We start from the raw sequence: 24846 nt of genomic DNA on the forward strand, positions 1-24846 counted from the left end.
TCAGTTTCTTTGTTAAAAAAAGAAATTATGAGCCCTAATCAATTAGTAACAAAGGAAGATATAAATAATCTTGAAATAAGGTTAATATCTATGATGGAGAATATTACCACAAATTCTCCAATTGACCTCGAACAAGAAACCTACTTGAGGTCTAAAGAAATAAGAAAACTATTAAGCATTAGCGATAACACATTGCGAGCCATGAGAGAGAAAGGGGAAATCCCCTACTCTTTTATTGGTAGTATATATTATTATCCAAAAATTAAAATTTTAGAGACACTCGAAATTAACACCATAAATTAATAATTAACTAAAAACAACAAAAAAAAAATGAAAAGTAAAAAAGAATTCTTGCAAGAAGTAAAACACGCAAACACTATTAACCATGTATTAGATTGTAACAAAATGAAAGTTGATGAATCAAAAAACTATCAGCAATTAAACAAGGAAGTTTTTAACCAAATTGATGCTCTCGAAGAACTGCTACATCAGCTTAATTTACCAGCAAATAAAGTAATGCTTAATATCTGTGAATCATTAACTAGTATTGACCTATTATTACACCAAATGGAACTTCTACATCATGAATTAAAGTACGAAGCTAATCCTAACTCTAAATCAGCAAAAGAAGATTTAACAACCTTAAGAGAGGATTTCTTAGGTAGAGCTAAAACATATTGTAAATATTAATATTATAAAGATGAAAAATTCGAAAACTGAAATTATTACTGCAAGAGTTGACCCAAAAATTAAAGAGGTGTTACAATACATTGCAGTACAAGAAGGTGTAAGTGTAAATTACCTTCTAAATCTAATGGTAAACAATCAATTATCTTTAATGTCATCTAGTGATGACATTGAAGATTTTAAAAAAAGAATTGCGGGATTAGAATTAAGACTTAAAATACGGAAAAGAATGTGTGAGAAGCTAAAAAATAATAAATAGCCTTTAATATTAATTATTTCCTAATCCAATAATAAAAAAAGACTCCTTTCTTGACAATCCATATTATTAATAAAACAGTTATAATAAACAATGCTAAAAGAATCGTTAATATATTTCCAATAAAATCTAATGTGGAAAGAAACCCTGCTAAGCCATTAGAAGTTCCATGAATTGCATTTTCTATTCTTTCAAAAGCTATGTTTGTCTTAAACTGAGTATCAATAGCACCTCCTATTTTGGAGTCAAATATATTTCTTAAATCCATCTGTTTATTTATTAATATTTACATTAATTTATAACGAATAAATTAAATTTTTACAGCATATATTGATTTATCATGATATACCCTAATTTTATATTAGTTTCTTCCACTTCATAAAAAATAGCACCTAATCTTATTTTTTAACATTACAAAACATAATAGGTTCGTTATTATTATTCCTAAGTAAATAAATCCTAGAATCGTTTTCTAATTCATAAACGATTTCAAAGCAAGATAAATCCAATTGAAAATTATCAAGAACCATGTCCTGATAATTTCCAGGTAAATAATTCATAAAGTATTTTATATTGCTTTCTACTAATTTATAAGGACTTATTGGGTTTAATAATAAATATTTTAACACATTAAATAAATATTGATTTGTTGTATTAGAACAGAGTGAAGCATCACCTATCCTATTAGAAAGATTATAAGCAAATTGATCAAATTTATATTGACCTTCATACCCATTTAAAAAAGAGTTAAAAGTACTCCAGCATACCATATTATCTTTTGTAATTAGGAAATCTGGAAAATATAGAAGGCTTAAATCTTCTTCATTTTTAATAGAAGTAGCTAGTTCAGATAATTCATCATCAATTACTTCATAAGGATTTTCAAATAATAAATTTTCTATCCTTTCAGTAACCTTTTTAATCTCTTCATATTTATAATAATCAAAGAATGGAAATGAAAAATGAATTGAAGGATAATAATTAAATTCAACTTCATCATTAGATAATTCAGTTAAAACATTAACTATTATACAAAATAATGGCCTTCCATTTTCATCTTTATAATATTTCCTAATAACCCTATCCAATATATTAATTCAAATAGCCAATTTTTCTTTTAGATTTTGTCACTTTAGACTTCATCAACTCTTGCTTAATAAGCTCTTCTATTCTTGATTCATCTTGATTAGAATTAAAAATTCCATCTATTGTATACCTTCTTGACACATTCCCTATCTGCGCACCTGTCAAATCATAATTAAAAGATAGTTCCTCTTTTTGTTTTTTAGATAATTCAGGAAAATGATGATGTAATATCTTAAACCGATTATGCTGTTCTGGCTTATCAATTTTTAATTTGATTAAAAAGCGACGTTCAAAAGCTTTATCTATATTACCAATCAAATTGGAGGTTGCTATCATTATGCCTTTAAACTCTTCCATTTTTTGCAAAAACACATTTTGCATAGAATTATTCATTTGGTCTACAGATGCTTTTACATTTATTCTTTTACTAATTAAAGCATCACTTTCATTAAGAAGCAAAATAGGTGTTCTAGACTCAATTTTAGATAAACGAACATAATCATCAAAAACCTTTGCAACTCTTTTCTCTGATTCGCCTACATATTTATCTCTAACAGAAGATAAATCAACCATAAGGATTTTTCTTCCAGTAATACGAGATAATTGATAAACAAGCTCTGTCTTTCCTGTTCCAGGTGCACCATAAAGCATAACTGTAATGCCTTCCTGTAATTTTTTACTCTTAAGCCTTGTTATGCATTTTTTATAATTACTCTCCCTAAGGACTTTCTTTAAATTATTAACCTCATTTAACTCTCTAGAATTGTAAAACAAATCGACTTTACTTATTGATTCAGGATTAATAATTTCTCCAACATCAGTCTTAAACACTTTAGCTAAGGTTTTAGTTAGAGTCACTGACATAATTTTTGCACCAACTTCTCCTAGAAGATAAAACTCATTATCCATAAACACCCCACCCTCTAGTTTTAGGAGTTTTTTTCGAAGCAATATATTTTTTCCGTGAAGTAAGCTACGCTTAAAGCTTACAAACCTGTTTAAATTTTCATAAACTGCTCGACCAGCGTAATGTACATTCGCACTCCTATCTTCAATAATTGAACTATATGCAACAAAAAGAAACACAACTATTTCTTCCCATTTTAATCCCATGGATTTTAATAAATTCAATTCTTTTATTTCGTTAGAACTTTCCAAATTGGCTTTAATTTCTTCACTAAATTCATCTTTAGTTTGATCAAATCTATTACCCTCAATCAACTGATATAAATTTTGCATAAGATTTACAATAGTTATATCATCATCAATTTGATGTGGAATTTCCATCCTAATTATTTGCTTGAATACTTTTTTTCGAACTATTATTCGATCTTCTCCTCTATTCTCTTTTATTTCAATAAATCCTTTTCTTTTTAAAGATTCAAAATGTTTATATTTCTTATATAATTCAACAACAGGATAACAGATAAAATCAGAAATCTTAACAATAGTACTCTGATAATTATCTCTCATCTGTAAATGCATCAACACTGAAAATAAAATCGTCTCGGTAATTGATAGGTTTAATACTAAAGAAAGATGATTAACAATATCAAATTCCTTTCGACCACTAAGAATATCTTCAGTAGTATCAGAATCTTCTACTTTTGTAAAAAGATTAGCTATCGTTTCAATTTGATCGATCATTGTCTCTGGCATATTGATTTTTTCTTTTCCCATATATAAATTATCGTTTTAAATTATTTAACTCATCAATAAAAGCTGTTAACTCTAACCTTACTGTATCATCTTCAATTATTACTGGCATTACTAAAACTTGTTCTGTAGCTGTTACTTCAACTTTGTAAAAAAGTTTATAATTAATATTATGTCCTTCTATATTTTGTAATTTCATTTTAAACCCCATATTCATTTTTTTATAAAAGTTAATGATCTCTTCTTCTGACAATTCATTTCTAGAAATTGAATCTGTTAACCTTACTAGTAATTGATAATTACCTAATCTATAAGCTGTATTTATAATTTCTCCGAAAGAAGATCCTTTAATTAATGCAGGATTAGACCATCCATTTTTGGCATCACTACTTTTACTTACTTGTATATCAAAAGTAGATTGAGCCTTTTCATCTGATATTACACATGACATCAGACTAACTAGAGATAGTAAAATCAAACTTATTTTTTTTTCAATACTGCTCTTCATGCTATTACTAACGATGTAGATTTTTATTTACAGCATTTATAAAAAAAATTAAGACAACAACTTTACTTCCAATGCTGTATCCAGAAAATTACTTCGTTAATCTTTAAAGCTATTAACTAACACAATCCCCTATATGCAATTTTATAAGATATTTAAGTTTGGAGACTTAATCGGAGTAAATCAATTATCATTTACCGATTTAATTAAAGTACAATTTACAGTGTTAATTATCTATATAATCCTATTTGCATTTTTCGCTCTTGCATTACCATCTTTATTATTTACGCTTTATATTGTATGGATGATAACTGGAGATGGTGGAAAAGGTTATGATGGACGAAATATTGAACAAAGACTCTATATTAACATTTTTACAATTTTAAGTGTAATCTATTTTTTAGTAGATTTTCATTTAGGATGGATTTCAATGAAAGTTACATCTAGTGCTTTTAGTAAAGAAACTCTAGATTCAATTGCTGCATTTAACTTAAATATTGGAATATTAAACCTAATACTATTTTTTGTTGGACACGAAATATATTACTTAGGTGGAAATCGCATTTTTAGAATTTTAATCTTTCTTGTTGCTATTTATTATGGGGCCAAAATAAGCAACTCTATTTCCTATGATATAATTTCTAAAAACAACCTTCAATACAATAATGAAGAAATCGAAAAAATGAGAGAGGAAATGTCCAACTTTAATAAATATAATAATGAATCCACTAGGATTAAGCATATCGAAAAAGAAAAATTAAGACTTGAAGAAAGAGAAAGAAAGCTTAAAGAATTCGATGAAAATTTTGCTGAAAATTATTTAAAGTAACCTTCTTTATAGCTGTATTTTTTTAAGTATTACGTTAGGATGAATATGAGCAATTACAGATATCATATTATTCCAAATAGATTTGTTTACCATATTACCTCAAAAGAAAACAGAGAGAATATACTCAACAAAGGTATACTTTCTAATAGTAATAAAAACATTGGATACAATAATGCTGTATTTGCCCATAATTGTGAATTAATAAACACTAATTGGTATCCATTTATTTTAGATCAATATGAATGGGATTTTGATGAAGAAATAGGTTGGTATAGAGACTCACCTAAAAACATCTTAAAAAGAGCTATAAAAAAATATTATGACATCTGGCGAATAGATACTAAATATTTAAATAGAACCTGGTTTATTGATGATGTAGGTGAAAAAGAATTCGGAGGAAGTTTCATAAAGAATAGAAAACTATATATAGTAACTTTTGGAGATATACCTAAAGAAGCTATTAGACTTTGTGAAATAAGAAATGAAAAGAAACATATAATTGATGGCCAGAATGGTTGGATGAGCTTGTATTTTCCAAATATTGTTAAAGCACCTTCACACAAACAACTTTTAGTCTAGAACTTAACTCTTTAATGTCAAAAAATGAAATACCATGAAACACCTTAAACTAATAATCCTTATTCTTGGAAGCGTAATATTCCAAAAAGTTAGCATAGCTCAATTATCAAAAATAGAAATGCAAGATTCGGCTTGCAATCTTTTTAATAATGAAAGGTATTTAGAATATGTTTCGTACATAAAAACTTTTCCTGCTGAAAAAAAACTTATTAATACTTATAGCGGTCTTGCCTTTGAATTACAATCAGAAAAAGAAACAACAAAACATAAAATAAAGTTATATTATAACAAAGCAAAAAAATATTATAAATCAGCGTTAAAAGAAGGCAGTGATTCTTTTTACCCAAATTATTTTATAGCAAATGACAACCTAGCTAAAGGTAAAAATATAGACGCTCGAAAACTATTTGAAAAAGCATTCAAAGACACTATAGTTTGTAAGCAATTTGAATGCGATTCAGCTTGTTATAATTTATCAATAGCATTAACTTATCTCCCTGAAAATCCTAATAAAGCACTAAAATATTTTAACAAAGGTAAAATTGGTCTAATTCGCAATCCTTACTATTTAAACCAATGGATTTACACTAACCTCCTGGTTAAACAAAAAATTGATTCCGATTTTTATAATGAAATTATGTCATTTGCAGAGCACATGGTTTTTGATGATATTGAACAAGAGGCTCTCTTTATGGCTTATTTATTAGTAATTGAATATTGCGTAGAATTATCTAATGAAAATTGGCATAAAGCTTTTCGCAATAATATAAAAGGCGTTGGATTACTAGACTTTATTCCTGATAAATATTGGGACGGTTACCCACAATCGGTAAGTAAAGAATTATTCTATAATCCTTATTACCTATACTTTAATTATGATATTGGGACTATCGATAGAAAGACATATAAAAAAGGATTAAAAAAGCAGAAAGACACTTTTAGTCTTATTTTAAAAAATCTAATTACCCATTAAGTCTTAACAAATTAATTTGAAGAAGTTTATTTTAAAAAATTAATACAACATAGTCAACCAACTTATTAGAAAACAAACATTTCACCACGCACATCTTGCTGTTCAATAGCTTTATCATAATACTTATCTAAAATATTAAGATTATTATTATAAGAGTTATAACTAAATTTATCCAAAATAGATTCTATTATAAATCTACTGTTAGATTTTTCAAACCTTCTACCTTTCTTATATAATTCAAAACCTTTACCTACGTATATTGAATAGAAACTAGAAAAACAACATCTATCATGTAAGTTGGCTCCAATTTGGATTTTTTTATCATAAATAATTAACTCTATAGATATATTTAAATTTGCAAGATTGCTATTTAAAAAAGTTTTAAATCTTTTGGCAAATTCTATTCTTTCTTTTTGAAGCTTTAGTTCGTCTTGTAGTTCTATTTTTTTTTCATTTTCTGGTACTTCAGAAAAAATTCTTAAATAACATTTATTATTTGATTTTTCAGGAACTAATGTCTTTATAAACTCAAGAATATTTTCTTTAATGATGTCTTTATCATCTTTCTTAAAAATATATCGATCAAAAATATAAATTGAATTACTATAATTTGATAAATAATTAATTCCTTCCCACCCATTCCAACTATATTCACTTGAATTCTCATCTTCAAGGAGATCGAATTTTCTTTCTAAATCTAAAATATTTTTAATTACAGACTCAAATGTTTCTATATTACAAATTTTTAAATTTCCTCTTGAATTTTCAAAACACCAATCACTATCTTCACTAGTGAAAGCTAGAGCAGGTCGTTTATTATTATAAAATAAAATATCCTTTACTAAATCATTAGAATAACCTTCAAACTCAGCATAATCAAACAATTTTTCAACTAAAGGGTTTTCGATTACAGCGTTATGATGTTCTTCAATAGTCTCAAAATTAATATAGAACTTAACCTTAACAAAAGAGCTAAAAATTTCTAATACTTTTAAATAGGCAATTCTATTTTCTGATTGGTCTAGACAGCCAAAAAAATCATTTATAAAATCTTTATCAATAAATAAAACCATAAGATTATTTATTAGTAGCTTTTAAAATTTTAAACTTAGTATTAGTAGCTTCATCATAAAAACCTTCTCCAAAATTATCTTGGAACACCCCATTTTCATTAGGGTTTAAATTAATTATTTGAGTTAAATCTTTTTTCTCTTTTTGAAGTTTATTAATATAGTAAATTCTAAATTTATCAGATATAGGTTTCTTACCTGGATTTCCTTCTAATCCTCTATTAGCAATTATAAATTGAAATTTTCGAATCATATATTCACTATGGGTTTCTAGAATAAAATGAATTCCAAATAATTCATAACCTTCATAAAACATATCTGCAAGTTTACTCTGAAAATCAGGGTGTAAATTTGCCTCTGGTTCCTCTATAGATATAACAAAATAGGGAGATAATGGGTTTTCTGGTATTATCTTTTTACAAGAAAAAACATAAATTTGTAAGAGGATTGTAATTAACTGAGTTGATCCAAATCCTAAATCACTTAAATCACCCCAATGATTATTATTTAATAATTGGACCGAAGTCGTAGAACCATATTCTCTTTTGATTTTTATATCATCTCCAAGTTCAAATACAATTAACCATTTATTAAGATAATCTTTTATTTTTTTAAAATCATCAACCTTTTTAGGATTTGACTGACCTAATGCTTTAGCTTCTTGGTCAACTTTAATGAATTCTTTTAAAAGTAAACCTAAAGGAGTTTTATCGTATTTATCAAAATGTAACCTATCTTGATTACCTCTTATTGTTGGTAAATGAACATATCCGTGATAAAGAAAATCAGAAAAACTAGTAGAGAACCTAAATTCTAAAGAATTTTTTAAACCAATAGCTACTTTATCATCTCCTATTTTCTTTTTAAAATACTGCTCTAAAACTGACCATAGATCAGCATTATGAAGCAAATTTAACTTTCCATCATCTTCATCTCCTTCTCCATAAATTTCATGATAAGTAATATCAATATATTCTATTGGATAAACATCATCATAAGTACCCATTTTTTTTAGAACATCATATGAATTATCAAGTCCTTTACTCTTCCTTTTACTTCGTTCAATAATCTTTTGATGATCAGGCAACATCATCCCTTCAAGCATTTCATATAGCAAGTCAAACTTCATCATAATATGAATTTTTTGACCTTTCTGATACTCAACAATTCCGATTAACTCTTTCCTAACAACACTATAAAATTCTACAGCATAAACAAAGCCTCTATCAGGATCTTTTTTATCAACTGTATAGCTCATTTTGATTTTAGGAGTATAGGATGCATCAACTGTAAAGGCAGGCCAAGAGAACGAAGCTTTTGTTGCATGTTTACCATCAAATTGACAGAGTGTTTTCTTAATACTTCCCAATCCATGATCTCCTCCATCAAAATTCAGAATAGTTGGAAACTTATTATTAATAAAATTATCTTTTAACAACAATAAAGACTTAAGTACACTTGATTTACCCGAACTATTTTTACCTGTAATTACATTTACTCCCGAAAATTCAAATTCCTTATCTCCTTTAAAAACTCTAAAATTCTCAACATTAAAAAATCTAAACATATTTATGTATTTAACATATAAACTAAATTAATTAATCCAATATTAATATATCAAATTACTTAATCTTTATTCACGTCTTTATTTCTTTTTCTTATAACATTTTTAAATGTATCTGTTAAATCTTCTATTCCGAAAGAGCTAAGCCAACATCTTTATAATTTGCTATATAAGGTCTACAATTCTTTTAGGGTCTATATTAGTTTTTTGGAAAACAGTTTCTACTAATATTTTTTGAGCAAAAAAGACAGCTCCTTGATGGTCAAAACAACCGTAATTTTAAAGTCAAATTAAGGTTCCAAAATGTTGATAACTTAGCTGAATTTCATCTTTTGATTTGTCTCCCCTTATTTGAACTCTTGCCCCACTTATGTCAATAGCATTAAATCCTTCTTGATTATTTTATAATAATTCTAAACTCAAATAATTTCTGTAAACTCTTTGGATAAGTTCTTAGTTGAAAAACCATTTTCATCAGCTAAAACACTAAGTTCATTATGAGCTTTCCTCACTTTCATATTATCCTTTTGACATTTAATAAATATTAAAAATAAGTTTTAAATCAATTATTTTGAAATTCTACCATTTTTCCAAGAACAGTATAATATATTAACTTTTTTAACACCTTTTTGCATGTTAACTTTTCAATCATTTTTTCATAAGTATTCAATTGACCTAAATATTTACCAGCATAATTAGAATTATCTACAGATGTTCTATCTAATATTCTTTCTATTTGACCAGGATAAGATTTATAATCTATTAAAATAAACCCTCCCGATACTTCTAACAACAAATCAACTTCACCCTTATATACTTGACCATTAATTTCTGTCTCCAATGATAATTCCCTATACCATTCTTTAGGCTTAAATTCTTTACATATAAAATCATAAAACAAATCAATAGAGGAAGCAACATCTTTAGAATTAATTATATTATCCATTCGATAATTAATAATAATTCTTTCTATATTATTTAAACTATTATTGGTAATATCATTAAGTTTATTTCCCAAGTAGAAGTATAAGATATCATGTAAACAATTTCCTAAAATGTCAACTTTATCTTTTGCTGATGATCCTGTAGGTATTCTATTTTGAATATCTGCATAAATAGAAACGTCTACATTATTATTAATTTTAACTTTACTTGGAGAGATAAAATAAGGCTCTATATCACGATTATGATTTAACTTCTTACCTAAAAAATATTTATTTTTTTCTTTATTTTCTATTTTATCATCATTGTTCAACTCCAACTTATGCACATGAAAATCAACACCTCTATCAAAAACATCAGCTTTACCAGTATCTACATCTGCAAAATCTTCAAATCTCCAATTATCATGATGATTCACAATATCTAACCAAGGATATGCTAAGGTTTCTCCTTTGATATTAGGTTGTTTATGCATGCCTGTCGTTATTAGGTAATCTCGAGGCCTTGTCATACCAACATACATTACTCTTTTTAATTCGTTTTCATGTTTTGATTTAGTTATTCTATATTCTTCTAACGATTTAATATGTGTAACGAAATCTTCAGATGGATTTGATGTTGCTGCACCAAAGCACCAGGGTAAAGACAATATATCCCTATCTATTAAAACAGCATCTATGTTAATATTCGATTTATTTTCAATAAATATTCCAAAAACATTTCGAGATATAAACCCCCAATTAACATCTTTCTGCAACTCTGTTAGAATAACTAATGGCCATTCTAACCCCTTGGATTTATGATAAGTTAAAACGTTTATAGAATCATCATTTACTGATTTACTTTCTGTTAAACTACTTTGAGAATCTAGATAATGAATAAATCCCATTATACTAGCGCCCATATTCATATTTATGCATCGATCATCATATTTGTATGCATATTCTATGATTTTTTGAATATTACTTCGTCTCTGTTCAGACTTACCCCAATTAGTAGTTACATTATAAATATTTAGCCTATTCACTAAATGTTCTATTAATTGGGGTAGAGGTAAATCTTTTATTTCATTTATTATTGAAGAAATACCGGTTATTAATAGGTTGTCCTTTCCCCAAGAGTTTAATTCATTATAATAATTTTCTCTTTTATTTATATATTTTTTTAACTCCTCATTATAGTCAGCATCCTTTAAATCATCTTTATTTGGTTTTTGGGGATAACCAGGTAATTTATTTAAAAATATTAATCTATCATCGATTAGATCACCAACATTATATGATGTTTCTGTAAGAATTTTAACCTCTGCTTTTGCTAAAACATTTTCTTTGGATAGAATCAACTTAATTAATGAAATAATCAAATAATATTCAGCTGTATTTTTAAGATTATCACTTTCTGAAGAGACTTTAATTCCAAAGTTATTTAACTCTTTAGTTAATGTGTTAACTTCATCATTCCCTTTACATAAAATTGCAATATCACTTGGCCGTAATATTTTAGATTTTACGACCTCTTCATCGGGATTATTCAAATTTGGCTCCGATTGATCTTTATCAGTAATTATCCAACTTTCATTTAAAACTTTTACAACACTTTTAGCAACAGATTTAAAGTATGCTGGTTTAGTTGCATCTACTACATTCTCGCCTTTAGAATTAGTTTTAAATTCAACTAAATTAAAATGATGTAAAGCTGATAATTTAAAACCTTTATCTGTTCTTACAGGTTTTAATGTGATATGTTTTTCTTTTACTTGATCTTTTAATGCCGGTTTAAAAATTTTGTTAACACAATCAACTATTTCTGGCCTTGACCTCCATGAATATTCTAAATTATCATTGACTAAACTTTTCTCTTGATTTTCTTCAAATCTCTTTACAATTGCATCTATTAAAATAGGATCAGTACCTCTAAAACTATAAATAGATTGTTTTGGATCTCCAACCCAAATACTCCTATTTACTATAAATGATAATTTTATAAAAATAGCTAATTGAATAGGACTAGAATCTTGAAATTCATCAACCATTACTAATTTTACTGTATCACGAACTTCCTTTTGAACCTCCTTAATTTCGAGTAATTCTAAAAAACCCTTTTCCATATCGGAATAATCAATTAAACCGATTTCTTGTTTATAATTAGTATACTTTTTTATACTTTTTTCAGCTATATCAAATAATAAATTATTATACTCATCAATATCATTTAACAAGGTTTTAGTTCTATGATAAGCTTCTAGCTGATTCTTTGAAAATAACAGATCTTGACTTAACAAACCTTGATTTTCAAAATCATCAATAACTAATTTAATTTTCTTTAATTCGGAATATTGAATATTATACTTATTTATATCTTTTAAATCCTTAGCTGCTTTTTTTCTTGTTTTATTTCTAGCTTCCGGAAGTTCTTCTCCAATTTTTATAATATTATCAATAATTCGATCTAAATCTTTATAATTAATATGCGTACTATTTGTGTTCAGTATTTTTTTTGCGTAATCCAATGATTTTATCTTTGAATTTTCAAAATTTAAAATATTGTTTGTCCTTGCTAATTCAATAATTTTTAACAGATCATCTTTCCATTTTGAAGTGTCAACAGTTTTAAAATTGCCTAAAAAATTAAACTTATAACTTAAATCTGTTAGTCTTTCTAATTGGATTATTGAAGGAACATCGGCGATAGCTTGAGAGAAATAAAAATCAGTATCAGCCTCATCCATAACTTTAATTTCTTTTGGAAAACCTATGTAATGCCAAAATTTTTGAATAAACTTTTGACAGACGGCATGAACAGTTCCTATATATGCATTAGTCAAATCATTTGCTTCAATAAACAAGCCTTCTTTTAGAAGACTCTCCATAGACTTTACTTTGATCTCGTCTGCTGCTTTTTTTGTAAAAGTTGTTAGCATCACCTCGTCAGCTTTACACTCCTTTTCAATAATAGCTTTATTCAACTCTACAGTTAACCTATAAGTTTTTCCACTTCCTGCACCAGCATTTATAAATGTTATATTTTTCATTATCCTTTTGAGATTTACCTTAATTACTAAATTAGTTCAGATAATACTATTTAACTAAGCCTTTAAATAAACCATAATCGCTGTAAGGATTTGGTTTCTTGGTTTTATCTTTAATATCTAAGGGTATTAAAAAATTAGTTTCTGTATCAATCGAATATTGGATTTCTTCTTCATTCTTCCCTTCTGAATGCTCTAATTTTCCATTTTTAAATTCAGCCCATCTATAATTATAAGAATTTACAGTCCTATTAATTATTCTATGATTAACATTATTAAAATCTTCTTGAAGCTTAATAATATTAACTCTATTACCTTCTAATAATTCATTTGTAGTATATAATAAAGCATCAGAAATTAAGAAATACCCTGTAAATGAATTCTTATTATTAAGCAGCTTTGAATATAATGCTAGTTGTATGGATTTTTCCTCTTCTAGTATTTTAACATATTTCTTGGAACTCAAAGTCCATTTTAAGTCAATTATTACAGGCATGTTATTTTTGTAAAATAATAAATCGATTTTACCTGAAAAATTAATTGAATCGATTTTACCTTTCGCTTCATATTCAGAAGAATCATAATAAAGATTATTGTCTTTTATTATTTTGAGTAAAACCTTAAATGATTTTTTAAGTTGAGTTGAAAAGGACTTAAATTCAAAGTTGTTTTCATCTAAATAAAATGGAGCTGCAATTTTAGGTGTAAATTCTTCTAATAAATTATCTATTTCATTATTAATATCAACTTTATTAAAATCAATTACACCATCTTTTTCATTTTGTAATAATGTCTGTATAATGATATGAGACAAATTACCTTTAAGAGTTATTAATTCATCAATATTCCCAAGCCCTTTACTAGTAATTTTTGCTTGATAATAAAGAATCCAATCTAATGGATTTAATATTAAATCATTTATACTACTATAACTTTCTGTCTGTCTTTTATTTAATAAGTCAACATTACTTATTTTAATATAATCAGTCTCCTCAGGTAATTTAACTTTTTCTACAATAGCAAATTGAGATTCATTCCAATTATAGTTTGCTATACAAGCATTTTCAAATTTAAAATCGTAAATAAAATCTTTTAAATTATCAACAGAAGATGATAACTGTATAAATAATGGATGAAGTGAAGTTAAAGTCCCATTAGATTTTTCTGAAATAAATAAACATAATTTATTTTCTGTTCTCAATATTGCCTTTTGAAGGTTGATTATTTGTAGTTGAATCTGTTTTTCTTTTGACCATAACAAAATCCCTTTTTGTTTTGTTAATTTATTAATTTCAGATTGCATTAAAAATGAACAAAAATTTGCTTTTAATTCTTGATTATAAAAATCAAACCACACCAAAGTATCTACATTTTCATACAACTGAGATGGTTGTTTTATAACGTTATAACTCCCCTTTTCTTTATTATTTATTCTTATATTAATTGATTCATAAATTTTATTCGTGAGTTTATCTAATTCCCTAGAATTAAACTCTATTTCTTTTAAATTTTCGACTGTTTGAATAAAGCTTTGAGAAAGAATATGTAAATTCAAAAGTTGATCTTTCATTCCTTCTTCCTCAGTTATATTTTGCATTTTAGCAGACCAAGAAGCTAAATTTCTATAAACATTTATAAGATCCTCTTTTTTTATTTTTTCAGTTCTTGATCTTCCAATATATAAATCAACTTCCTTTATTTTTTCTTTCCAATTTTTCTTCTCTTTATTGATATTATTTTTAAAATAATTAATAACCTCGAACCATTCATTATTACCAATACCTCCACTACTAATTAAGACTTTACTAAGTTCTTTTGCTAGTTTTTTTGAAAACGGAAGCATAGGAAGACTAAGTAATGACAAAAGATTATAAGGATTTACTTTTTTAAAAAACAATGCGCTTATTAGCTTAAACAATTGTATTACTTGTGGATTTGAATCATTTATCTCTGAACCAGAAAGAGGTATATTGTATGTTAAAAATGATGTATCTAAACTATAATTATTTCTATTAATAATAACAGGATTTATATTATTATAGGTTAATTGTTGAGCTAAGAAATCTGCAGATACTATAGAATCTTTAAATCGTAAAATTTGAAAACTATTATCATTTTTTTCAAGTTGTATTTTTCTATTATTATTATAAATAGAATCTTTTATTTTAGATAAATTATTGTTTAAACTTAAATCAACATCTAAATTCTTATTCTTGATATATACACCTTTATCTTTAAGTAAAAGAAATATCTCATTATAAATTGGGTGTAAAAACTGAAGATTATCATTTATTTCAATACTCCCTATATTTATATCGTCTACACCATTTATAATAGAAAGAATTAAGATCCACCTGTCTGAAATTCCTAAAGATAAATTATTATTTAATTCAATATCTGCGATTAAATCTAAGCGTTCGGATACCCCTTTATTAAAGTCCCAATTACAAAGTTTTAATTCATCCCTCCATTTTAACAATTCTTTAGCTACCCCAACATTATCGTTATTAAAAGATTCTGAGATAAATGAGTTTTTACCCTCTATTTCTTTGCTTAAATATTCTAGATATTCAGCTTGTCTCTCTTTATTAGAAATATACTCTCCACTTAATCCTAACTCACGTTCTAAAAAACTTAAAAGTTGAAGCTCTCCAACAAATTTTTTATTAAACAAATCTTGTTCTGTCTTGTATATGAAGCTATCATAGCCAGTTGAGAAAATTAAATTGGTTTTTATCATAATTGGATCTTATTTGATACTAACTTACGAAAAAACAAAAATTTCACATCATAATAATTATAAATAATTGGAACGTAATTAGATTACGTTATTAGTTCGTATTTTCAACTCATGGAAAAACTAAGCAACCTAATTAATGAATATTACAATCCAAAATCAGACCTTAAAAAAGGTCTTAAACCCATTATTAAAACAGGTTTTAAAGATTTTGATGAGCAATTTAGTGGATTTTATAAAGAAGAACTTGTAATTATAGGTGCAAGACCTGGAATGGGTAAATCTCATCTTACTTTAAAAATGGCTTTTAACCAAGCTAAAGCAGGAAATAAAGTTGGTGTTTATAGTTTAAATTTATCAGCAAAACATATAACTAATTTGTTTATCTCTTTTATTACCAATATCCCCCCACACAACATCAACTCTGGCGAATTATCTCCAACTGAATTAAACTTAATTACTGATTCTTTAAAAGTATTAAATACGCTCGAAATTTATATTGAAGAACATATGAGAACTATTGAAGCTTTTCGTAACTCTCTTTCTAATTTATCCAATAAAGAAGTTTTTGATATAATTTATTTAGATAATTTACAATTGTTTAGTTTAAAAGAACAAGAAGGAAGATATCTTAATAGAAAAGAAGAAGTTCGTGATATCATTTATGATTTGAAATCATTATCATTAGAGTTTAACATCTCAATAGTAATTATTTCTCAGCTTAATAGGACACTCGAATTAAGAGGAGGAGAGAAAAGACCACAATTATCAGATATCAAAGAGTCAAGCTGCATTGAAGAACTTGCAGATAAAGTAATATTTCTTTGGAGACCAGAATATTATGGATTTACTGAAGGAGAAGATGGAAATTCTGTCCTTGACAAAGCTCATCTTATTATCGCAAAAAATAAATTAGGCTATACAGGAGAGGTTGAACTTTTTTACAATGGTAGGTTTTCTAACTTTCTTACGTTAGAGAAATAAACCTATTCTTGTAATTGTATGTCAATAGTGATTAATTTATTTGGTAATGGTATAAGGTGTTGGATATGCGAAATACCAATTCATAGATATAACCAACTAAAGGATGTTGCTGACTTTAATAAAACATCTCTTAATAATGTTATTTTTGACTTAGAAATCTTAAAAAATCTTGGATATTATCATTGGAAAAATATTTTTCCAATAAAAGAGATTATTGGGTTTAATATAGAGGGTAATAATAAAATTGAAATTAAGCAAAACGTAAAAACATTATCGAAATTCACTTCAAAAGACATATTTAATGAGCAAGCTCTTTTTAAACTTTATTCTACAAAAGAAATCGATTTAGAATTTACCAAAAAAGCTAATTATAAATATATTTTAATAGGTCAAACTGAAATAGGCTCCTACAAATACAAAGTAAAAAAAGAGCCCTTTACTATTGAAAAACTATGCTTTTCTTATTGTCAAGGTATAAATAATAAAAGCTATATGATTGAAATTAACTATGAGGGTAATCAATTGTTACCTATAAAAAACGATACTATCATTAGATCATTTTTTATTAATTATTTAAATTTTGAATAGTCAAAATGGAGAATCAAAATCATAATTTCGACCAGTTTTAGTCTTGAATTTAGATAGGTCATTTATAGATTTTATATGTTCATTAATGATGTCTTTATATTTTAGATAATCTAACTGTTTTGAAATAAAATTTCGGGCACCCCCCATTGTTTTATAGTTAGAAACATACTTAAACTCAACTTCAGATATAAAGAATTCATCCATACCGTCAACAATTATTAATTTTCTAATCCATTCTTCCACTTGTTTTCCAACCTTAACAAAAGTGACGTGAAAGACTTGTTTTTGAGAAATATAAAAGAAGCTCTCATTTGAGTCTTTAAAGTTTCCCTCTATTAACAAATAATGATGATTGTTTTTGTAATCTAGTTTTTCTAACATAAATATTGGTTTTATGTAAAGTAAAAAAACTAGAACGTAACCAATTTACGCTTTGTAATTATTTAAAGATTCTTGTAAAATTTGTTGTAATTTATTTTTTAAATTAATTGGAGAAATAACCTTAACATTATTACCCATAGCAAGTATGTCCATAATGAGTTCCCAAGTTAATCTTACATAAATTGAGATAACCACTTCACCTTTAGTTTTATTGATTATTTTTTGAGAATGATGCATTGGCATAGATATTATATATCTTGCTTGATTTGGAGTTAAACTCAATTGAATTTCAACAGGGTCTTTTTCAAAGGCGGTTATACCGTAACAATTTTTAAAAAAACTATCAGGGTTGAAATAATCATCAATCTTAAACTTTTCTTCAGTTTGAGTAATACTTATTATTCTATCTAAACCAAAGGTTTTTATATAATTTATCTCATTATCATAGCCAATCAAATACCAACGATGCCTAAATTCTTTGAGTAAGTATGGATTTATTTGATACGACTTCACTCCTGCTCCATCATCAAATTTACGATACTCCATAACAACAGTATTTTTAATTTTTATTGCAGACAATAATGTTGGAAGATATTCACTTCCTTTAACTTCTGGATACTGATCAAATTGAATGTATTTTTCAATTGAAGAATCCTGTATACTTTCTGATAAATTTATACGGTCAACGATTTTAGATATTGCATATTGAAAATCTTTAAAAACCTTGATTCCTTTAAATTGATTTAAAGTATTCACTGCAAACTTTATAGCCTCTTCATCTCTTTCGTTAAGTGATATTTTACTGATGCTATAATTTGAATCCTTATAATAATACCCCTTTTCTAATTTAGAATACCTAATTGGCGCATGATAACCTAACAAATCCTCATAACGCATAGCAAACAAATCTTTTTCTATGGTTGAATCAGAAATTCTTTCACTCCCCATACCATACAATTCTTCTTGACAAGCCTGCTTAAGATCTTGTTTAGATGGATATGGATTATGTTTATTTCTGATTAATTTATCAATAATATGATAGCGAAAAAGTGCATATTTATTTGAAGGCATATCTTACTAAAATTTTCTTAAATATAATTATTCTAGATTATTTGCAATAGACCTTTCTGCTAATTCAAACAAATCGTCTTTTCTTGCTAACTTATTAATCCATACCTCGGGTATTTGCTCAAACCCATAATACAATCCTGCTAAGCCTCCTACCACAGCCCCAGTTGTATCAGAATCTCCGCCTAAGTTAACAGCTTTTAACACTGCATCATAAAAACATTGTGTTGAGAGCAAACACCACAAAGAAGCTTCCAGAGTATGAATAACATAACCATCACTTTTAATTTTATCTTCAGGGAAGTCAATCAAAGCTCCTGATAGTATCCTATCAAATTTATCACCCAAAACATCTTCTAAATTGTTGCTATTTATATAATCGTTTATATTATTTATAAGCACCTCATAAGCCTGAATAATATTATAATTTTTATAGAGTAACAAGGCGAACTCTAAATAAACAAAACAAGAAAAAACAGAGTAAATATGAGCATGTGTTATACTCGACACATCTTTAATCAATTCAAATCGATCTTCAATTGGTTTATCTCGAATAAGATAAAGTAATGGTAGTATTCTCATTAATGATCCATTCCCATTTGAAAATTCATCTGACTGCCCTGCTTCTATTGGAGAAACCCCTTGAATTAAATTAATAATTGACAATTGGGTTGTACCACCAATATCAAAAACATCCCCATGAGGAGTCCAATAATTATGCTCATACCAATTAATAAACCTGTTACTTAATTTTTGAAGAGAAAAAACTTTATCATTTAATGTTTCTATCAAACATAATGTCATTGAAGTATCGTCACTCCAAGTTCCTTTAGGCTGATTATATGTTCCATAACCAGTCATAGATGAAATCGGATTTTTTTTTAATTCGTTACGATTTACGAACTCAACCGGAACCCCCAACGCATCACCAACTGCAATTCCAAAAATTATTCTCTTCACTTATATTAGTTTTATTTTTTATCATATTCTTTATGACAATCCTTACATAATACTCTTATAACTTTACCTAATTTATCAATAGAATGAATATCAATAAAAATATCTTTAAACTTAGTTAAATCAACATTATAACTGCTAATGTTCCCCTTAAAAGTTTTTTCTTTAAAATTAGAATCTAAAATTTCTGTAATAATATCTACTCTAGATTCTATATGAGCTGCATCTAATGGTTTCTTCTGTTTTTTACAATCTTGACAAAAACCATTATGGTGTCCTTGATTATATTTATATTTTCTAGTAGTGTTTTGAACTGAATTTCGACACCAAGCTCCTAAATACTTTTTAAACTCTTCAGCTGTTCCAATAAATGTTGCCATAAATAATATATTATGTTAAGCCAAAGATAATTTTTTAATAGCTTCTATTTTAAAACTAAAAAAACATAGCCTTAGAATACCCCAATGAAGACATTGCTTTTTGTAAATAAGAAATAGCTCTTATCTTAACACTCGCAACTTGCTTCGAAGGTATATTTAACTTGTCAGCTATTTCATTATAACTAAGCTCCTCAAAATAAACCATACTTATAACATCTGCATGCCTTGAAGGTAAATTAGCCAATACTTCCTTTAATATCTTATGGTTCATTTTATAATTTATCAACTGGTCAGAAACATCACTTGTTTTTAAAGCATATTCACTTTTTGAAATACCCTTAGTCTGAAGTTCATATTTATGACTTTTACTTCTACAATAATCAATAAAAACATTATTAGTTATTGTTCTAACCCATGCTCCTAAAGCTCCTTTTTCATTATTATATTTACTAAAATTCAAATAAATTTTAACATATATATCTTGTTCTAGGTCTTTAATAAGTTCATAAGAACAACCCTTACTTTTAAGTATAGAAGTAATTAATGGTTTAAATTTTGAAATTACTTGTTGTAAATTTTCTTCAGATTGTGGTTTCATAATAAAGTAGTTTTTTTAGTTTGTAAATAATTTCTGCATCACAGTCCTCATATTATTATGATATAAGGACTTGTATTGATTAAGCTTTGATCATTTTAAACCAGTAAAAACTCTTCATCTTTTTTTCATTTTTTAGTTAATTCTCTTTATTTTACGAAGGAAGAACGTATCCTTTTTACGTTCTACTTTTTTATTTTAAAAAATCTTATAAAATCTTCTTTTAAGATCAATTTATCATATTTAATTATGTTTTCTATTGCTTCCGTAGCTGCTATTTCTTGCACAACATTCATACTTACTAAACAATACTTCTTAAAATTAGATTCACTTAATAAACACTTAAATAAATCGTATTCTCCCCTATTATTTAGCTTAAATCTTCTCATTTAAATTTCATTTATTTAGTTACAATTATTACCTAACGATGAAAAATGATAATTACATCATTTATTAAAAAAAACTTATATGCTGCTTTTCTCTAATTAAATCGTAAAGGGTTGTATGGAAAATATTTTAATAAAAAGATTTGCAGAACTAAGCCAACTTGAACCTAACATTAATAATTGGTCAACACTTAATTTTAAGGGCAATCCTCCTAGATTAATAAGACTTAAAATGATTGATTCGTTATTAAAAGCTTTACAACTAAACTGTAATTATTCAGAGCTTATTAAAGGTAATTTCATTAATCATATTGAAATTGATTACCATAAATTAATTGAACTTATAGGTACAGAAATTCCTGAAATAAGTTCCATTATAGATTTTGAAGAAAATAGTCTTGCTTTTGGGTTACCTTATATGTTTGAAGGCTTATTAAGATATAGGCTAACTTTTCAAAGCTTAAAAGATGTAAATGCAGGAGTATTAATGTGTAGAGGTATGCATTTAGCTCAAGTTGTATTAACAAACAAAATAACAAAAGACTTAGAACCTCATATAGAATTAGTTGATAAAATTATTGGTTATTTATTGAACCCAAGAGATATTAATTTTCCAGAAAAAGACCTAATTGATAAATATAACTTTCCTGATGATGACTTATTAGAAATAGACATTATGTGGATGTAAAAAGATATGATAAAATAATATATCCTCTATTTCATTTAATATATTTTTTAATTCTTCATTCATCTCCTTTAATTGTTTATCAATATTTCAATAGGGCCAAATATATTGTTCGAATTGATATTTATTGAAAATTCTATAAAGATTAACCTCTCCATTTTTTATTTTTAAAAATCTTCTATATTTAGAATAATCAAAATCACAAATACTATTTACAAAATATTTATCTTTTTCTCTATTGTATTCAACATAACCATTTTCCCATAAACAAATCAACTCGAGTAATAATTCAATATCTTCATTAGATTTAACTCCAGATGATCTTAACCCCGACATTATATCTTTCCTTTTTGAATGTTTGAATTTATATTTGATAGTATATTTTTTCTTGGGGTAAGCTTTAATCATTTCTTCAAATATTAAAAGTTTGTCTTTTACCCTAATATGTAATTTATCAAATTCTACTGATGCAATTTCATTAATTATAGAGTCAGCAAAAAGAATTGAATTCTTTTTAAAATCATTATCAGAATGCATTTTTTTATATGCTAAATTAGCATCCTCTAACTGATTAATGTAACTCAAGTACTCTTCAAAATACAATTCATTTTTTCTATTTGCAAATTGAAGAGATACTTCTATACCTAAGCATTTAATTAAATCATTGATTTCAAAATAATCAGATATACCATCATTTATAAATCGAAAGACAATATGGTTATCATAAAAATGATCTTCAAGAATTTCATTAGTTCCACATACCTCATATAATCTGATTAAAAACAATCTTATATCATCTTTTGAAAAAAGCCTTCTTACACCTAAAATTTTCATTAATGAATATAAAAGTTTTACCTTATATAAAAACTCTATCTCATTATTTTCATTTTTAAAATATAAATCTTCAGGTTTAGCTGTATACTTTACTATTGATTTTACAGTTTTCAATATTAATATGATTAGAATTACTTTTTAAAAATAAATAAAACATATTAAAGAAGGTTACTATGAATTATCAAATTCAAGAATTTCGATAATTAAATCAAAATTATAGTATTCGTAAGTAAGCCCTAAATTTATTCCACCTGGATTATCTATATCCTAACTTGTAATTTCAAAATCATCACATTTAACATCTTTTACAACTTCAGATAATTCATACCCATATTCAGTTAAGAAAACAAACTCATTACTCCATAAATAAGCCAACTAAATCAAATTCACTTCTTTTTCATTTAAATATCTATCTAAAACATAAATATTATTAAAATGTTTTAAAAGATTAGCATATTTATCGACAGTAAGGCTATTAATTCTTCTTTAGATTTCATTTTAATATAATTTTTTTTTATAACGATACTTTCCTATTTTATATAATGTATTTTTAATTCGTAAAGTATTCTAGGCAATTAAGTTTAATAAATACTTTACCAGAACTTTATATTTTAGAACATTCACTATATGTTTCTGAGTTAAATAAACTCTATACGCAACTTCAGTTGATCTAAAAGTAATATCTAATAATATACTATATTAGAATTAAAAAAAATTTATTCATTGATGTAATTAAAAAATTATTACGTTAATTGTTAAATATATTTTAATAAGCATAACTATGAACGATATCATTTGCCCTAACTGTAAAAAAGTCTTTAAAGTCGATGAAGCTGGATTTGCAGATATTTTAAAACAAGTTCGCGACCATAAATTTGAAGAAGAATTAAAAGAAAGAATGCTTTTAGCTGAAAAAGATAAAACAGATGCTATAAAACTTGCTGAAGCAGACCTTAGAAATTCATTCCAAGAAAAAATTAATAATAAAGACAAAGTAATTGCTGAGCTTAAATCTCAAAATGAGAAAGAACTTTCAGAAAAGTTATACAAAAAAGAAACCGAAATAGCTGAAATGAAAGCTAAAATAGAAAGTTCTGAACTTCAAAAAAAATTAGATGTATCTGAGGCAATAAAATTAATTGAAAAAGAACGTGACAATTTAGCAAATGAATTGAAAATAAAAGATACAGAAAAAGAATTACTTGAAAAATCTATAAAAGAACAATTCAATAATAAACTTAATGCGAAAGACGAATCAATAAAATTAAAAGATGAAGAAATTTCTCGTTTAAAAGATTTTAAGCAAAAGCTTTCAACTAAAATGGTCGGAGAAACCCTTGAACAACATTGTGAAATTGAATTTAATAAATTACGTCCCACCGCATTTCAAAATGCGTACTTTGAAAAAGATAATGATTCAAGAGCTGGAACTAAAGGTGACTTTATCTACAAAGAAACTGATGATGAAGGAAATGAAATTATTTCAATTATGTTTGAAATGAAGAATGAAAATGATGAAACTTCTTCAAAAAAGAAAAATGAAGACTTTTTTGCAAAATTAGATAAAGACAGAAATAACAAGAATTGTGAATATGCGGTTTTAGTATCACTTTTAGAATCTGAAAATGAATTCTATAATACAGGAATTGTTGATGTTTCACACAAATACAATAAGATGTATGTAGTACGACCTCAATTTTTTATCCCTATTATAACTCTTCTTAGAAATGCTGCTATGAATTCATTGAAATATAAGCAAGAATTAAATTTAATGAGAAACCAAAACGTCGATATTACCAACTTTGAAGAAAAGATTGATGCTTTCAGAAAAGGATTTGCGTACAATTATGATTTAGCGAGCCGTAAATTTAAAACTGCAATTGATGAGATTGATAAAACAATTACTCATCTCCAAAAAACAAAAGATGCTTTACTCTCTTCTGAAAACAACCTTAGGTTGGCTAATAATAAAGCTGATGATTTAACAATAAAAAAACTAACTCACGGTAATCCAACAATGAAAGAAAAGTTTGATGGACTCTCAAATAAGGCAAATTAAATTTTTCAAAAGTAACA

At 26.3% G+C, this 24846-nt stretch carries 24 protein-coding genes; 10 read left to right on the top strand and 14 right to left on the bottom strand.

Going from position 1 to position 24846, the window contains the following annotated elements; genetic code table 11:
* Positions 1–27 precede the first annotated feature (27 nt).
* Genes FRY74_RS06115 through FRY74_RS06125 form a run of 3 tightly spaced genes read left to right on the top strand, consistent with a single transcriptional unit; the run spans position 28 to position 946 of the window.
* Positions 28–303, top strand: a complete 276-nt coding sequence (locus tag FRY74_RS06115) for a helix-turn-helix domain-containing protein (protein ID WP_147099638.1) — start codon at positions 28–30, stop codon at positions 301–303.
* 27 nt (positions 304–330) lie between these two features.
* Positions 331–690 (top strand): hypothetical protein, encoded by a 360-nt coding sequence (locus tag FRY74_RS06120; RefSeq protein WP_147099639.1) that lies wholly within the window; start codon positions 331–333, stop codon positions 688–690.
* Between the two features lie 10 nt (positions 691–700).
* Positions 701–946: a hypothetical protein gene (locus FRY74_RS06125; RefSeq protein ID WP_147099641.1), complete on the top strand. Its 246-nt coding sequence runs from the start codon at positions 701–703 to the stop codon at positions 944–946.
* A gap of 13 nt (positions 947–959) precedes the next feature.
* Here the strand turns inward: FRY74_RS06125 and FRY74_RS06130 are convergent, their stop codons facing one another.
* The 4 genes from FRY74_RS06130 to FRY74_RS06145 form a co-directional block, all read right to left on the bottom strand.
* Positions 960–1211: a hypothetical protein gene (locus FRY74_RS06130; protein WP_147099643.1), complete on the bottom strand. Its 252-nt coding sequence runs from the start codon at positions 1209–1211 to the stop codon at positions 960–962.
* Positions 1212–1341: 130 nt separating this feature from the next.
* The gene (locus tag FRY74_RS06135; protein WP_147099645.1) at positions 1342–2031 is read right to left on the bottom strand and encodes a hypothetical protein; all 690 of its coding nucleotides are present in this window, start codon (positions 2029–2031) and stop codon (positions 1342–1344) included.
* A gap of 4 nt (positions 2032–2035) precedes the next feature.
* On the bottom strand, positions 2036–3709 hold the full coding sequence (locus FRY74_RS06140; RefSeq protein ID WP_147099646.1) for an AAA family ATPase: 1674 nt from the start codon (positions 3707–3709) through the stop codon (positions 2036–2038).
* Positions 3710–3716: 7 nt separating this feature from the next.
* Positions 3717–4193 (bottom strand): hypothetical protein, encoded by a 477-nt coding sequence (locus FRY74_RS06145; RefSeq protein ID WP_147099648.1) that lies wholly within the window; start codon positions 4191–4193, stop codon positions 3717–3719.
* A gap of 133 nt (positions 4194–4326) precedes the next feature.
* On the opposite strand from FRY74_RS06145, the gene FRY74_RS06150 reads away from it, so the two are divergent.
* The 3 genes from FRY74_RS06150 to FRY74_RS06160 are packed head-to-tail and all read left to right on the top strand — an operon-like array spanning position 4327 to position 6571.
* Positions 4327–5019 carry a hypothetical protein gene (locus tag FRY74_RS06150; RefSeq protein WP_147099649.1) on the top strand — a complete coding sequence of 231 codons (693 nt, stop codon included), beginning with the start codon at positions 4327–4329 and terminating at the stop codon, positions 5017–5019.
* A gap of 45 nt (positions 5020–5064) precedes the next feature.
* Entirely contained in the window at positions 5065–5598 is a 534-nt protein-coding gene (locus FRY74_RS06155) for a hypothetical protein (RefSeq protein WP_147099651.1), read from the top strand.
* A gap of 34 nt (positions 5599–5632) precedes the next feature.
* The gene (locus tag FRY74_RS06160; RefSeq protein WP_147099652.1) at positions 5633–6571 is read left to right on the top strand and encodes a hypothetical protein; all 939 of its coding nucleotides are present in this window, start codon (positions 5633–5635) and stop codon (positions 6569–6571) included.
* A 65-nt stretch (positions 6572–6636) separates the two neighbouring features.
* Here the strand turns inward: FRY74_RS06160 and FRY74_RS06165 are convergent, their stop codons facing one another.
* The 4 genes from FRY74_RS06165 to FRY74_RS06180 all read right to left on the bottom strand — a co-directional run bounded on the left by FRY74_RS06165 (position 6637) and on the right by FRY74_RS06180 (position 15915).
* The gene (locus FRY74_RS06165) at positions 6637–7644 is read right to left on the bottom strand and encodes a hypothetical protein (RefSeq protein WP_147099654.1); all 1008 of its coding nucleotides are present in this window, start codon (positions 7642–7644) and stop codon (positions 6637–6639) included.
* 4 nt (positions 7645–7648) lie between these two features.
* Positions 7649–9208 (bottom strand): AAA family ATPase, encoded by a 1560-nt coding sequence (locus tag FRY74_RS06170; protein ID WP_147099655.1) that lies wholly within the window; start codon positions 9206–9208, stop codon positions 7649–7651.
* Between the two features lie 559 nt (positions 9209–9767).
* Positions 9768–13178, bottom strand: a complete 3411-nt coding sequence (locus FRY74_RS06175; RefSeq protein ID WP_147099657.1) for a UvrD-helicase domain-containing protein — start codon at positions 13176–13178, stop codon at positions 9768–9770.
* Between the two features lie 46 nt (positions 13179–13224).
* Positions 13225–15915, bottom strand: a complete 2691-nt coding sequence (locus FRY74_RS06180; protein WP_147099659.1) for a PD-(D/E)XK nuclease family protein — start codon at positions 15913–15915, stop codon at positions 13225–13227.
* Between the two features lie 111 nt (positions 15916–16026).
* Here FRY74_RS06180 and FRY74_RS06185 point away from each other — a divergent pair, with 111 nt between their 5' ends.
* Positions 16027–16896: a DnaB-like helicase C-terminal domain-containing protein gene (locus FRY74_RS06185; protein WP_147099661.1), complete on the top strand. Its 870-nt coding sequence runs from the start codon at positions 16027–16029 to the stop codon at positions 16894–16896.
* A gap of 18 nt (positions 16897–16914) precedes the next feature.
* Positions 16915–17484, top strand: a complete 570-nt coding sequence (locus FRY74_RS06190) for a hypothetical protein (protein ID WP_147099663.1) — start codon at positions 16915–16917, stop codon at positions 17482–17484.
* Here the strand turns inward: FRY74_RS06190 and FRY74_RS06195 are convergent, their stop codons facing one another.
* Genes FRY74_RS06195 through FRY74_RS06215 form a run of 5 tightly spaced genes read right to left on the bottom strand, consistent with a single transcriptional unit; the run spans position 17485 to position 20868 of the window.
* Positions 17485–17865, bottom strand: a complete 381-nt coding sequence (locus FRY74_RS06195) for a hypothetical protein (RefSeq protein ID WP_147099665.1) — start codon at positions 17863–17865, stop codon at positions 17485–17487.
* A 45-nt stretch (positions 17866–17910) separates the two neighbouring features.
* On the bottom strand, positions 17911–18936 hold the full coding sequence (locus FRY74_RS06200) for a helix-turn-helix transcriptional regulator (protein ID WP_147099667.1): 1026 nt from the start codon (positions 18934–18936) through the stop codon (positions 17911–17913).
* 27 nt (positions 18937–18963) lie between these two features.
* On the bottom strand, positions 18964–19893 hold the full coding sequence (locus FRY74_RS06205) for an ADP-ribosylglycohydrolase family protein (protein WP_147099669.1): 930 nt from the start codon (positions 19891–19893) through the stop codon (positions 18964–18966).
* Between the two features lie 11 nt (positions 19894–19904).
* Positions 19905–20270 carry a hypothetical protein gene (locus FRY74_RS06210; RefSeq protein WP_147099672.1) on the bottom strand — a complete coding sequence of 122 codons (366 nt, stop codon included), beginning with the start codon at positions 20268–20270 and terminating at the stop codon, positions 19905–19907.
* A gap of 55 nt (positions 20271–20325) precedes the next feature.
* The gene (locus tag FRY74_RS06215) at positions 20326–20868 is read right to left on the bottom strand and encodes an RNA polymerase sigma factor (RefSeq protein WP_147099674.1); all 543 of its coding nucleotides are present in this window, start codon (positions 20866–20868) and stop codon (positions 20326–20328) included.
* 501 nt (positions 20869–21369) lie between these two features.
* On the opposite strand from FRY74_RS06215, the gene FRY74_RS06220 reads away from it, so the two are divergent.
* The gene (locus tag FRY74_RS06220) at positions 21370–21939 is read left to right on the top strand and encodes a hypothetical protein (RefSeq protein ID WP_147099676.1); all 570 of its coding nucleotides are present in this window, start codon (positions 21370–21372) and stop codon (positions 21937–21939) included.
* Between the two features lie 87 nt (positions 21940–22026).
* Here FRY74_RS06220 and FRY74_RS06225 read toward each other — a convergent pair whose 3' ends face one another.
* Entirely contained in the window at positions 22027–22884 is an 858-nt protein-coding gene (locus FRY74_RS06225) for a hypothetical protein (protein ID WP_147099678.1), read from the bottom strand.
* Between the two features lie 667 nt (positions 22885–23551).
* On the opposite strand from FRY74_RS06225, the gene FRY74_RS06230 reads away from it, so the two are divergent.
* Positions 23552–24829: a DUF2130 domain-containing protein gene (locus FRY74_RS06230; protein WP_147099680.1), complete on the top strand. Its 1278-nt coding sequence runs from the start codon at positions 23552–23554 to the stop codon at positions 24827–24829.
* Positions 24830–24846: the final 17 nt, after the last annotated feature.

This window comes from Vicingus serpentipes (assembly GCF_007993035.1).
In the GTDB taxonomy this organism is placed as follows: domain Bacteria; phylum Bacteroidota; class Bacteroidia; order Flavobacteriales_E; family Vicingaceae; genus Vicingus; species Vicingus serpentipes.

Bases quoted from the DNA above. Each gene is read 5' to 3' on its own strand.
- FRY74_RS06145 (WP_147099648.1), bottom strand. From the start codon at position 4,193: ATGAAGAGCAGTATTGAAAAAAAAATAAGTTTGATTTTACTATCTCTA.
- FRY74_RS06220 (WP_147099676.1), top strand. From the start codon at position 21,370: ATGGAAAATATTTTAATAAAAAGATTTGCAGAACTAAGCCAACTTGAA.
- FRY74_RS06180 (WP_147099659.1), bottom strand. From the start codon at position 15,915: ATGATAAAAACCAATTTAATTTTCTCAACTGGCTATGATAGCTTCATA.
- FRY74_RS06190 (WP_147099663.1), top strand. From the start codon at position 16,915: ATGTCAATAGTGATTAATTTATTTGGTAATGGTATAAGGTGTTGGATA.
- FRY74_RS06215 (WP_147099674.1), bottom strand. From the start codon at position 20,868: ATGAAACCACAATCTGAAGAAAATTTACAACAAGTAATTTCAAAATTT.
- FRY74_RS06185 (WP_147099661.1), top strand. From the start codon at position 16,027: ATGGAAAAACTAAGCAACCTAATTAATGAATATTACAATCCAAAATCA.
- FRY74_RS06160 (WP_147099652.1), top strand. From the start codon at position 5,633: ATGAAACACCTTAAACTAATAATCCTTATTCTTGGAAGCGTAATATTC.
- FRY74_RS06155 (WP_147099651.1), top strand. From the start codon at position 5,065: ATGAGCAATTACAGATATCATATTATTCCAAATAGATTTGTTTACCAT.
- FRY74_RS06230 (WP_147099680.1), top strand. From the start codon at position 23,552: ATGAACGATATCATTTGCCCTAACTGTAAAAAAGTCTTTAAAGTCGAT.
- FRY74_RS06130 (WP_147099643.1), bottom strand. From the start codon at position 1,211: ATGGATTTAAGAAATATATTTGACTCCAAAATAGGAGGTGCTATTGAT.
- FRY74_RS06125 (WP_147099641.1), top strand. From the start codon at position 701: ATGAAAAATTCGAAAACTGAAATTATTACTGCAAGAGTTGACCCAAAA.
- FRY74_RS06200 (WP_147099667.1), bottom strand. From the start codon at position 18,936: ATGCCTTCAAATAAATATGCACTTTTTCGCTATCATATTATTGATAAA.
- FRY74_RS06150 (WP_147099649.1), top strand. From the start codon at position 4,327: ATGCAATTTTATAAGATATTTAAGTTTGGAGACTTAATCGGAGTAAAT.
- FRY74_RS06140 (WP_147099646.1), bottom strand. From the start codon at position 3,709: ATGGGAAAAGAAAAAATCAATATGCCAGAGACAATGATCGATCAAATT.
- FRY74_RS06175 (WP_147099657.1), bottom strand. From the start codon at position 13,178: ATGAAAAATATAACATTTATAAATGCTGGTGCAGGAAGTGGAAAAACT.
- FRY74_RS06115 (WP_147099638.1), top strand. From the start codon at position 28: ATGAGCCCTAATCAATTAGTAACAAAGGAAGATATAAATAATCTTGAA.
- FRY74_RS06120 (WP_147099639.1), top strand. From the start codon at position 331: ATGAAAAGTAAAAAAGAATTCTTGCAAGAAGTAAAACACGCAAACACT.
- FRY74_RS06195 (WP_147099665.1), bottom strand. From the start codon at position 17,865: ATGTTAGAAAAACTAGATTACAAAAACAATCATCATTATTTGTTAATA.
- FRY74_RS06165 (WP_147099654.1), bottom strand. From the start codon at position 7,644: ATGGTTTTATTTATTGATAAAGATTTTATAAATGATTTTTTTGGCTGT.
- FRY74_RS06170 (WP_147099655.1), bottom strand. From the start codon at position 9,208: ATGTTTAGATTTTTTAATGTTGAGAATTTTAGAGTTTTTAAAGGAGAT.
- FRY74_RS06210 (WP_147099672.1), bottom strand. From the start codon at position 20,270: ATGGCAACATTTATTGGAACAGCTGAAGAGTTTAAAAAGTATTTAGGA.